Genomic DNA, 10,241 nt, shown 5'->3' on the forward strand with positions numbered 1-10,241 from the left:
ATGATAAACATCAACCCCTGAACCTGGGTCACTTCTCAACGAAAACGCCGGGTCAACTCTCAGCGGAAATCAACACGCCCAGATCCAACTCGATTTCTTTGCCATCCCTGTCATGCTTGGTGGCGCGAAAGGAACGTGTCAGGGACCGGCATTGACCTGATCGAGAGCTAAAAGAACTGGGGCCAAAACCTCAACAGCGTGACAGGCTGTTGTGGATGGCGAGCCGTCATTAGGTTGCCGCCCGAAAGCCGGCATTCTGCTTCGCACCCCTTCCGGACCTTCGGCCAAAGCCGCTGGAATGGCCGCCGTTCTCCCGACAGTGGCCATTGGTACAGAATGGTCAGTCCTGGTGGTCAAAAGCTCCTGATATTTGAACTTGTTGCGAACACTTTGGCAAACGAAGCAGCGGCATAAAATTTTACGGGTCCGACACCGTCGTCAGGATCGCATCAAGGGTCGCCATCAGAAAATGACTGCTCGCCTGATTGGGTGAGTGCTGTCGAAGGTGCTTTCAAACAGCTTCAGCAGTTCACGCGTAAAGTGATGCCCTTCGTTTTTTAGGTCTCGGAAGACGACGTCGTCTCTCTGTTCGCGCTTCAATACATTCAGATGCTCACGGATTTCCGACCGTTCGAGCCTATCCAAGAAATAGTTGTAGCTCGACATGACGCCGGCAAGCCGCTCCTTGCCACAGATCTCCTCCATCCGGTCGATGACAGGCATCTCGAAATAGTTGGCGAGGAGCTCAATTTTGTCGTCCCGCGTCCTGTCAGCGGTCATCGCGACGCTGAACAGGCCGCTTGCGTAGAGAAGCTTCCGCGAAAAGACGAGCTTAATGTTGCGGATGCCCCAGGGCTTCGGCTTGGCCGTTTCGACCGTCTTGAACTCGTAGTCCGTCGCCATCGTCCGATAGTACCGAATGACGTCGTTCAGAAGGAAAAGGGCGAGTTGGTGATCTGTCATCTTGTCCGAGATGTAGCGCTCTAGGATCTCGCGCCGCACCTTTTTCAGTTCGTCCGCGTTGAACAGCGCTTCACCCTCGAGCAGGAAGAGCATGCGTCGGGTGATGTTGTGGTTTGTATCCTGTTCGCCGCCGATGTTCAGAAGGAGCGAGGAGCGGTTCACCACATCCCCGAAGGCTCCATCGGCTGAAGCTTCGACCGGCACGATGGCCGAAAGGGCGTGATGCACACTCTCGACCCACGGCAGATCTGCATTCACTGCTTTGGGATCGTCGGAATTCGTGTTGGACCGTGTAATCACGAAGAAGTCGAGGTCCGAGGCTTGTGATGCTTCCCGACGGGCATAGGAACCGCAGGTCAGAACGACATCCGTCTCTGGCGGAATGTTTGCAAGACTTCTTCGAAGTTCGGTCAGTTTTTGGTTTGAAAAATCAGAACTACGTTGATATGGCGTCTTCATCAAAAAGATCTCGGTTTAAATTTGTTGTTTTGGGACGACGGTCGTCGCGGATTTTCAAGATCTGCCCGGTCTTGCTCTGCTTATAGCGATCGCGGTCCTGCCGCGAGAAGAAATCGGTGTCTTCGTCGATGAAGAAGCTGCGCCGTCTGAACGCAATTGAGCGTCCGAGCCGATTAGCCGCCTCGGCTCCGAAATCCCGGCGCACGAGCAGCTCGCGTAAACCGGGCATCTTCCGGAACGCTGCGGCTTCGTCGGTGAAGTAGTCGTCCCGAGTGAAGCTGACTATGTTGTCCCGCATGCTCTGCTGACACGCCGCATCGGCGAGGACGCCGAGTTCGGCGTTGATCAGCTGGGTGTAAACTAGGTGCTTAAAGCCCCAGAAGGCGTCGACGAGCTGCCGATCAACGTCGCCGGCGCGTCGGACGGAGGCGCGCACGACCGCTTGAGGGTCCGGGGTAGCGACGCTGTTCCTTGCGTAGGAGTGCGTGCGCAGGATGCCTTCGATGGTGTCGAAGTTGATCGGACCCGCGAAGAAGCCGTCGAAGCGGTCGTCCTTGCCTCCGATCAGCGCAACGAGACGATCAGCGTCAACACCGTGCTCTCGGATGAGGCTGGAGATCTCCCGGCCAATGGCGACGCGGCCGTAGATGATCTCTTCGGTCGCTCTGTGATGCCCGAGCCCGAAATGCTCGATGAAGACCGGTTCAAGGGAATGCGAAAGCGGCGCATGACCGATGTCATGCAGCAGCGCCGCTGCGCAGGACAGCCTTCGGTCCTCGGGCGAGAGATCGCGCAGGTCTGCGTGGAGCGCCGCTAGACAGGCGACGCCGACGCTATGTTCATAGCGCGAGTACCGGGCTCGGCTGCCGTTGGGAGACCGGACCAGCACGTAGTCGATGCCGCCCAGGAACCGAACACCCTTCAATCGTCTAAAGGCTCGGCTCGCCATTATGCCATCGATCAGGGCATCCCCAAACTGCGCGCCATCGGCGTCCAGGGGGCTCGCGAAATCGTATCTGGTCGTACCGCTTGCCACTAATCCGCCCGTCGACCTCGCCACGGTCCCAAAACAGACCGGAGATCACGCTTCTACGACGGCATTCGCGCGAAGCCCATGGAGCTGGGTGGATTGCCGGAAAGCAGCCGTTCCGAAGGACTGAAAAGGGTCGGAGGCGGACCCTCGTATGGCTCAGCTGATCGAGTTTTGATGCCAAGGCGACCGTCATCGCGTCCCGTAGGGCCCGGCAAACAGGTCACCCATGGCCTTCCGGCGATACAGCGTGCGCCAACGTCGGCGCCGGTGCTCCGGCCGATCATGGTTCATGTGGCAGCGCTGACAGAAGGCGGCGAGATTGCCATTGGCATTGTTGGCCGTGTTGTGATCGCGATGCGCTGCGGCCAAGACGACCCTCGTGGCCCGTAAGGGCGTCAGATCCTCGATCCGCGGAAGCGTTCGAAGCAGGCGGCCTTGCCCATCACGCCAGCTACCCATGGCTGCATCCCACCAACGTCCGTCACCGAGATGATAGATCGTGCGTCCATGTGGGCGGCCGCAGACCTCACAGCTTCCACCCGCGCGTCGAAAGCGGATCGTGGCCGAGAGTTCGCGCCAGTCGATCGGATAGAAGTAGCGGTGCTCGCGTCGGATGGGCATCGCTGATAGCACCCTCTTCCTGAACCGTCAGGCAATCAGCTCGACCGTGACATTGAGCGTCTCGGACAGCTCGGTCCAGGCTGGATCCGTGGTCAAGGCGATGGCTCCGTGCTGACGTGCCAACGCAAGACAAGCACGGTCTCCGAGGGAAAGCTCAAGGTTCTGGGTGATGGGATGCAGCATGCTGGCTGAGCAGGCCTGCGCCGCATCGAAGGGAACGATCCGCAGGTGCAAGCCCTCGATGGCTTGTACGATCCGAGCTTCCGAGCCGCCGACCTCGGCGAGCTTGGCGTAAACTTCCGACAGGTTCACGGCGCTGATCGATGCGCGTGGCAGAGCGGCCAGGACACGTTCGAATCCTTGCTTTCCTTTGAGGAGACAAAGAAGCGCTGAGGCATCCAGGACGAAGGACTCACTCATGCTCGGCCTCGGCTCAACGGTCTTCGATCAGCTCTTCGGCCAGATCAGCCTCGTCTGGTACGAACGCACGCACGATCTCCTGGGCACGACGCACCGCCGACGATAGCGATCGGACGTGCAAGCCATCCTCACCGAGTTCGACGACGACGGTATCGCCTGTGTCGATCCCGAGCTTGCGCCGGAAAGCAGCAAGAATGATCAGCTTGCCACTATCGACGATTTTCACCGCCTGCGAACTCATGCTATGTGTCCAAGATCATACCATTTTCAAAATTACTACCATATGCCTTTGAAAGACACAGCGCGCTTTCGGGGGCAATGAAGAGCTAATTCGGGAAAATAGTCGACGCCAGGACTCGTTGTAATTTGGTTCGCATGGCGGCAGAAGCGAAAGACGGACGGATCTGGCATCTCGAGCCTAAAACGACCGACCGCTGGGTCACTCAATCACGAATCACAAAGGTTCGTAGGACGTAGATAGAGTGACGGCTTGTAAGACATAAGCGGTGCCGTTGAAGGCACGCCGCTTTCATTGTCACGCAATCGCTCGTTTGCGTGACAGTGCCAGGTTAGCCAAACTGGATGGCGGAGGAGCGGGCAGCGCTCGGATGCTTCCAGGACGACCAATGAGGATCGCGGCCTGATGCTGCTCGGCTATATGCGCGTGTCGAAGGCCGATGGCTCGCAGACCACCGACCTGCAGCGCGATGCGCTCCTCGCCGTCGGTGTCGAGCCTGATCGCTTCTATGAGGATCACGCTTCAGGCAAACGCGACAGCCGCCCTGGGCTCGACGCCTGTCTCAAGGCGCTGCGTGAGGGTGATACACTCGCGAACTGGAAACTCGATCGCCTTGGCCGTGACCTGCGCCACCTCATCAACACTGTGCACGACCTCACCAAGCGCGGGGTCGGTCTCAAGGTTCTGACAGGGCAGGGCGCCAACATCGACACCACCACGGCCAACGGCCGGCTTGTGTTCGGCATCTTCGCGGCACTGGCGGAGTTCGAGCGTGAACTCATCATCGAGCGGACTAAAGCCGGACTCGCGTCCGCGCGAGCGCGGGGCCGAAGTGGAGGTCGCAAGCCGAAGATGACGGCGGCGAAGCTGAGGTTGGCTCAAGCGGCAATGGGAAAACCTGAGACGAAAATCGCCGAACTTTGCGCTGAACTCGGCATCACCCGGCAGACCCTCTACCGCCACGTCGATCCCAAAGGAGGCTTCAGGCCAGATGCCATGAAGATCCTTAGGATCTCTCCAAAGTAACAGCTGGTGAAAAACCCATCGTATCTCAGGCAGCGGACGATATGATGCGTTCAAAGAGATCCCGTACGCGTCCTCTGCGGTTTCGGCGCAGCGTTGTACGGGATCTACGCAATCGTATTCGCTTTGCCCTGGTCGGATTGCTGATCCTGATCGGCTTGCACGTCGTATCAATGATTTCGCCGGGAGGGGTTCGTAAGAAGGGGGGTGGGTTCACGCTTGTTTGAGATTGCGCTTCTTCGTTGAAGCGTCTGCAAGGAGGAAGCCCTACAGACTTCGCTAACGGACGCACCGAGGGCCGTAGAGAAAGATCTCGGCCGTTAGTGCCGTGTAGGAGCTGCGTTAGCGTTGACTTCCGTTCCAAGGCTCATTTCGATCACCATGCCGCGCTTTAGGGCTTCGGACAGCACATCGGGGCCAGGACGAAGCATGCCCTCTTCATCGGTCATCAGTGAGAGCATATTTGACGCTAAGCGGGCTGTGTCGATCGGAACGTTGGCATGCCGTAGAATATCGTTCGCCGTAACAGACAAGCCGTTCTTATCGCGGATGCTTTGCGGCATGTGATGACGGATGTCACTGATTGGCCCAAGTGGTTTGCCATTCCGGGATCGTACGGCTGCTACCATTTCTATAATGAGGGCGCGTTCCACGAGATCGTGTAAAACCTCATAGCTAATCGGCTTTTGGAGGGACTGCGTGCCTAGGTGGTACTCGATCCGTTGCGCCATCCTGCGATGGTTGATCGACATGCGGCTGATGCCGGGTAGGTCCTTAGTCTCGCGGCCCATCCCGCTCGCCTTGTCTTCATGATTGTCTGCGGCGTGATTGTATATCGAGTAGGTCGTAATCGTGTAGATCACATCGCGCCGCGCCAGGGCCGGCGAGCGACAATGTGTTTCCCCTCTGCAACACCTTTCACGACCAAGCGGAATTGTTGGAGGAAACTTCCTGCGACGCTCCTCGTTGTTGGACATCGTCCAGTTCGCTGGACCCACCCCTTGAACATCGCAGGACGCCATGCCGACTGAGACCCGGGATCAGACGCATATCGACATGTTCGATCACAGCGACCGGCAGCGCTGGGCGCAGCATTTCGGGATCACCGAAGAGCGCTTGCAAAAGGCTGTCCGTATGGTGAGCTCACGGATCACCAGCGTGGCAGCCTATCTGGGTCACTCCGCGCCTTAAGCCACGATGAGGCTTCCGGTTCGTTAGACGACACATACGCGCCTTGGGTAAAAGCCTAGGGCGTTGTTGCATCTCCAGCGGACTTCCCAGGGGCAAAGCGCGTTCATAGCGTCCCTGAACCCTACCACGCTGGCCAATCTTGCCAAAGCCCAGGAGTTGCGTGATGTGAGCGGGGCCAACGGCCGGCTTCTACATCACGCCTGGTGCAACTACCTTGACGGTCTGGAGTGGGCAAGGGGGCGGTATGAGGCACCTCCGATGATCAGCCTGTGCGGCGGGCCTGTTCGGCCTTGACCTTCCACGCATCCCGGTCGCTCGCTGCTTGGGGTGGATCGCTGTCGCGGGCTGTCAAACATCGGCAACGATGAAGGGCACGGACTTGCTCGCATCAACGCGTGACGCGGCGAAAGCGACCCATGTTGGTTCGATGGGTCCCCTAACGTCCGGCGCCCGTGACGGCCCGGACCGGGCACCAGCGAGGTCGACGGTCGAGCCGACCGTATCCCTGAAACCGCTACCGACGTTCGAGAAGTGCTCGCTATAGCTCTCGCGGGTCTGTGGGTCGACCAGGGCCACGGGCGCCGCCACCGCCAGCGCGGCGCCCGTGGCCCCCGTGGAAACGGCACCCGCCACTATGCCGCGTTCGCCGCGATGGACGTCCCACCGCCCATCGACGAACCATTGACAGCCTTGAGGCATGCCTCGACAGCCCCCCGAAGCGACGACACATAAACGTCGGCACCGACCTGCCGGCCGAGCGCGGCATCAGTAAGTACCCCCTCGCCCACAGGCCAAAGGCCGACCAGTATCGGGATACCCGGCGCACGCCGCTTCAGTCGTTCCAGCAGGTAACGCAGGTGCGAGGGGTTGCCGGTGATGTCGAGGTAGGAAATGCACACCATCGCCACGCCCGACAGGTCGAGGTCACGGATGCCTTCTCGTGAGGCGGACTGGTAGGCCGTCACGCGCGCGCCAAGCCCGTGTTTGCGCAGGAGTTGCGCTAGCATCGCCGAGGAGGCCTCGTCGAGGGGGCCTCGTCCGGCCAGGCACAGCACTGGCGTCTCACCGCGCCACGCCTCGGGCAGTGCTTCACGGGGCGGGGCTTGGCCTGGCACAGCCTCGTTCTTTGGATGCGCGCGTTCGGCGAGCGTCGGGGTGTCGTTCGGGTTGACCGTCGCGTCCGTGCCGGCAGGCTCGACGTCAGGGTGGTCCTCGAAGTCCTCAACCAGGGACCGCGCCGATCCTCGGATGTTTTCTAACTGCGCAGGTGTGACTACGCCACGCGCATAGTCGTTGGCGGCAAGCTGCAGGCCCTTCAGCGCGACCTCGTCGTAGTACGAGGACAGGGAGCGCTCCTTCAGCATCGCCTCGCCTAAGTCGCGCGCCTCGTCCGGGTCGCCGGCCAGCATGCGCTGGTAGAAGTTCTCTACCGGCGTCAGAGGTGGTCGGTCGCCGAGCAGGATGTCGAGGAACTCCAGGCTGTCGACGTGGCGGCCGAGCACCACGAGGCAGACAGTGAAGGGCGTGGCCAGGATCAGGCCGATGGGCCCCCAAAGGAAGCCCCAAAACAGGGTCGAGACGATGACCGCAAAGGGCGAGAGCCCGGTGGAGTGGCCATAGAGCAGCGGCTCGATGACCTGCCCGAACAGAGGTTCGGCGATCAGAAACAGGGCCGCGGTGGCGATGACCATGTTCCAGCCCGGATCGACCGCCGCGGCGAGCGCGACCGGCAGGATGCCGGAAATGAACGCGCCGATGTAGGGCACGAAGCGCATCAGCGCCGAGAACACGCCCCAGAGAAGCGGGTTGGGCACACCGATGAACCACAGCCCGACCCCAACGATGATGCCGAAGGCGGCGTTCATGCCAAGCTGGGCCAGGAAGTAGGTCCCGAGCCGTCCGGCCGCGTCGTCCATCGCCACCGTCGTGCGGTGCAGGTCGCTCGACCCGAACAGGCGGATCATGCGGTTGCGCAGGTCCTCGCGTTGCAGTAGCAGGAACACGACCACCACAAGGACGATGCCGACCGTGGTCAGCGGCTCGAAGATCGGGCCCAGTACCTTCTCGGCCAGCGCGAGCGGCGAGATCTCGGGTTCCTGCACCCGGACGAGCTGCGCCTTGGGGGTGTCGCCATCAGGACCAGTGGCCGCGGTGGTGCCGGCGGCATCAGCCTTCTGGGTGGCATCGTGAACCTGATGGCTGAACTTCGCGATGACCCGATTGGCCTCACCGAGCCAGCCTTGCTGCAGGCCGGCGAACTTCTTCGAGACCGTGGCTTGGTACTGCGGCAGGTTGCCAGCGAGCCCCGCTACCTGCGTGCCGATGAGAGCACCGATGCCGCCGATGACGGTCAGTGCGAGCAGCACGGCGACGATGACAGAGGGGACGCGCCCGAGCTTGATCCGCCGTAGCAGGTTGACCACTGGGGCCAGCACGAAGCTAAGGAGCACCGCCAGGACGAGGGGGATGAACACCTCGCGTCCGAAGTACAGCGCTGCGATCAGCACAACCCCGACCGCGAGGGTCAGTAATCCGCGCAAGCCCGGCACGAGCGGCGGTGGCACCTGGGCGGGCGGCTTCGGGGCGTCCGTCACGGCTGTCGGCATACGCTAAAACTCCTCGCAGCCGGGCAAGGAGCGGCGTGCTTCCTCATAACGTCGTCGGTCCTGCCGCGTTCGCAGGTCCGTGTCATCATCGTTGAATCCGTGGGGGTCATGCCTATTCCATGAACCTTGCCGTAGCGGATATCGTGCCTGGACGGGCGAACTCGAATGGAGAGCCGTCCATGCGCATCCGTTGTGGCTTCACTGTCGCCCTTGACACGTTCGGCTCGACGCCGATGACGCTGCTGCTCAATGTCCGCCCGAAGCGGCACTCGGACCTGCGCAGCCGCGAGGTCATCACGTTCGATCCGCCGGTAGTCTTCCAACAGTTCCGCGATCCATTCGGCAACGTCGCCACGCGCATCCTCGTGCCGGGCGGCCAGATCGCGATGTCGGCGGACTTCGAAGTTGAGGATTACGGCAGGCCTGACGACTACGCCCCCGACGCCCGCCAGATCCCGGTCCAGGACCTACCGGACGAGGCACTGCCGTTCCTACTCGGCTCGCGCTACTGCGACACCGACAAGCTCTCGCAAACGGCCTGGAACCTGTTCGGTTCGACGCCCGAAGGTTGGGGTCGCGTGCAGGCCATCGTCGGCTACGCGCACGACCGGCTGCGCTTCGACTACATGCAAGCTGACGCCATCCGCAGCGCCTTCGACGGTCACAACCAGCAAGTTGGGGTGTGCAGCGACTTCGCCCACCTCGCCATTACGCTGTGACGGTGCATGAACATTCCGGCCCGCTACGCCACCGGCTACCTCGGCGACATTGGCGTGCCAAAGGACCCGGCGCCGATGGACTTTCCCGCCTGGTTCGAGGTCTACCTGCATGGGCCCACTGGCCCGCGCTGGTACACGTTCGACGCCCGGCATAATAAGCCACGAATTGGCCGCATCGTTATAGCCTATGGACGCGACGCCACGGATTGCGCGATGACCACAAGCCTCGGTCCCGCCTCGCTGGCCGGGTTCGCGGTACACACCGACGAGGTCGTCGGCGGAGTGTGACCGAGACTGGGCGCTTCTACCTGCTAGGGCGTGTCATCGCCTGAGCCAATCGAGGGCGGCTGCGAGGGAGAGGACGCCCATGAAGCTGACGGCAGTCTTCTCGTAGCGGGTGGCGATGGCGCGCCACTCTTTGAGCCTACCCCAGAGACGCTCGACCTGGTTACGGTTGTTGTAGATCCAATCCGGGCAGGCCACGGGCGCTTCGTGGCGCTGAGGCGGGATCGCAGGCCGAGCGCCCATATCCCAGATGTGTTCGCGAAAGACGTGGCTGGTATAGCCGCGGTCCCCCACGACCCATTTGGGCACCCCCGGCAGTTGGTCGAGCAGGGGAACAGCGTGAGGAAGTTCATGGGCCTGACCGGGCGCCAGCCGGAAGGCGATGGCGCGGCCCTGCCCGTCGGCGATCACGCACGCCTTGGTGCCATAGCCGCCACGCGAGCGGCCAACAGCTTCACGAGCGTGGCGCTCGGCTGCAGATCCCCCCTTTTGGCGGCTCCCGCCGCCTTTTGGTGCGCCCGAACGTTCGTGCCGTCGAGGAACACCATACCGAGTTGGACACCGCGCTCCTGCACGAGGTGAAGAAGCCGCTCCCAGACGCCGGCACGCGGGTAGCGTCCGCGGACGAGGTGTAAATTCGAGGACCGCTTTGGCGGGGATTGGGGTGGCCATCGGGCCATGCG

Annotated in this window: 9 protein-coding genes and 2 pseudogenes; 3 read left to right on the top strand and 8 right to left on the bottom strand. The window is 61.5% G+C overall.

Annotated elements, in window-relative coordinates:
- Positions 1-462 precede the first annotated feature (462 nt).
- From K2Y56_RS18280 to K2Y56_RS18300, 5 genes are all read right to left on the bottom strand, one after another.
- Complete coding sequence (locus tag K2Y56_RS18280) at positions 463-1,422, bottom strand: hypothetical protein (protein ID WP_292510738.1); 960 nt, start codon at positions 1,420-1,422, stop codon at positions 463-465.
- Positions 1,400-2,458, bottom strand: coding sequence for an HD domain-containing protein (locus K2Y56_RS18285; protein ID WP_063988387.1), 1,059 nt, complete (start codon positions 2,456-2,458; stop codon positions 1,400-1,402). The genes K2Y56_RS18280 and K2Y56_RS18285 overlap by 23 nt, the downstream gene beginning before the upstream one ends.
- Positions 2,459-2,644: 186 nt before the next feature.
- Positions 2,645-3,076: a hypothetical protein gene (locus K2Y56_RS18290; protein WP_292510745.1), complete on the bottom strand. Its 432-nt coding sequence runs from the start codon at positions 3,074-3,076 to the stop codon at positions 2,645-2,647.
- Between the two features lie 27 nt (positions 3,077-3,103).
- The gene (locus K2Y56_RS18295) at positions 3,104-3,496 is read right to left on the bottom strand and encodes a type II toxin-antitoxin system VapC family toxin (protein WP_292510748.1); all 393 of its coding nucleotides are present in this window, start codon (positions 3,494-3,496) and stop codon (positions 3,104-3,106) included.
- Positions 3,497-3,509: 13 nt separating this feature from the next.
- On the bottom strand, positions 3,510-3,737 hold the full coding sequence (locus K2Y56_RS18300) for an AbrB/MazE/SpoVT family DNA-binding domain-containing protein (RefSeq protein ID WP_292510751.1): 228 nt from the start codon (positions 3,735-3,737) through the stop codon (positions 3,510-3,512).
- A 402-nt stretch (positions 3,738-4,139) separates the two neighbouring features.
- On the opposite strand from K2Y56_RS18300, the gene K2Y56_RS18305 reads away from it, so the two are divergent.
- A complete protein-coding gene (locus K2Y56_RS18305) occupies positions 4,140-4,760 on the top strand; it encodes a recombinase family protein (RefSeq protein WP_292510754.1) in 621 nt (206 codons plus the stop codon).
- A 317-nt stretch (positions 4,761-5,077) separates the two neighbouring features.
- On the opposite strand, the gene K2Y56_RS18310 is transcribed toward K2Y56_RS18305, so the two are convergent.
- Positions 5,078-5,734 carry a hypothetical protein gene (locus K2Y56_RS18310; RefSeq protein WP_292510757.1) on the bottom strand — a complete coding sequence of 219 codons (657 nt, stop codon included), beginning with the start codon at positions 5,732-5,734 and terminating at the stop codon, positions 5,078-5,080.
- Positions 5,735-5,777: 43 nt separating this feature from the next.
- Between K2Y56_RS18310 and K2Y56_RS18315 the strand changes: the two genes are divergently transcribed.
- Positions 5,778-5,948 (top strand): DUF3606 domain-containing protein, encoded by a 171-nt coding sequence (locus K2Y56_RS18315; RefSeq protein ID WP_292510761.1) that lies wholly within the window; start codon positions 5,778-5,780, stop codon positions 5,946-5,948.
- 632 nt (positions 5,949-6,580) lie between these two features.
- Here K2Y56_RS18315 and K2Y56_RS18320 read toward each other — a convergent pair.
- Positions 6,581-8,554, bottom strand: coding sequence for an AI-2E family transporter (locus K2Y56_RS18320; RefSeq protein WP_292510764.1), 1,974 nt, complete (start codon positions 8,552-8,554; stop codon positions 6,581-6,583).
- Positions 8,555-8,733: 179 nt separating this feature from the next.
- On the opposite strand from K2Y56_RS18320, the pseudogene K2Y56_RS18325 reads away from it, so the two are divergent.
- A pseudogene (locus tag K2Y56_RS18325) lies at positions 8,734-9,561 on the top strand (transglutaminase family protein).
- Between the two features lie 33 nt (positions 9,562-9,594).
- On the opposite strand, the pseudogene K2Y56_RS18330 reads toward K2Y56_RS18325, so the two are convergent.
- Positions 9,595-10,241: pseudogene (locus tag K2Y56_RS18330) on the bottom strand (IS5 family transposase); the annotation flags it as partial.

The sequence above is a fragment of the Methylobacterium sp. genome (assembly GCF_019745455.1).
GTDB lineage: Bacteria > Pseudomonadota > Alphaproteobacteria > Rhizobiales > Beijerinckiaceae > Methylobacterium.

What these genes read in the sequence shown, in the direction of transcription:
- K2Y56_RS18305 (WP_292510754.1), top strand. Translation starts at nt 4,140, where the DNA reads ATGCTGCTCGGCTATATGCGCGTGTCGAAGGCCGATGGCTCGCAGACC.
- K2Y56_RS18320 (WP_292510764.1), bottom strand. Translation starts at nt 8,554, where the DNA reads ATGCCGACAGCCGTGACGGACGCCCCGAAGCCGCCCGCCCAGGTGCCA.
- K2Y56_RS18280 (WP_292510738.1), bottom strand. Translation starts at nt 1,422, where the DNA reads ATGAAGACGCCATATCAACGTAGTTCTGATTTTTCAAACCAAAAACTG.
- K2Y56_RS18290 (WP_292510745.1), bottom strand. Translation starts at nt 3,076, where the DNA reads ATGCCCATCCGACGCGAGCACCGCTACTTCTATCCGATCGACTGGCGC.
- K2Y56_RS18310 (WP_292510757.1), bottom strand. Translation starts at nt 5,734, where the DNA reads ATGTCCAACAACGAGGAGCGTCGCAGGAAGTTTCCTCCAACAATTCCG.
- K2Y56_RS18315 (WP_292510761.1), top strand. Translation starts at nt 5,778, where the DNA reads ATGCCGACTGAGACCCGGGATCAGACGCATATCGACATGTTCGATCAC.
- K2Y56_RS18300 (WP_292510751.1), bottom strand. Translation starts at nt 3,737, where the DNA reads ATGAGTTCGCAGGCGGTGAAAATCGTCGATAGTGGCAAGCTGATCATT.
- K2Y56_RS18295 (WP_292510748.1), bottom strand. Translation starts at nt 3,496, where the DNA reads ATGAGTGAGTCCTTCGTCCTGGATGCCTCAGCGCTTCTTTGTCTCCTC.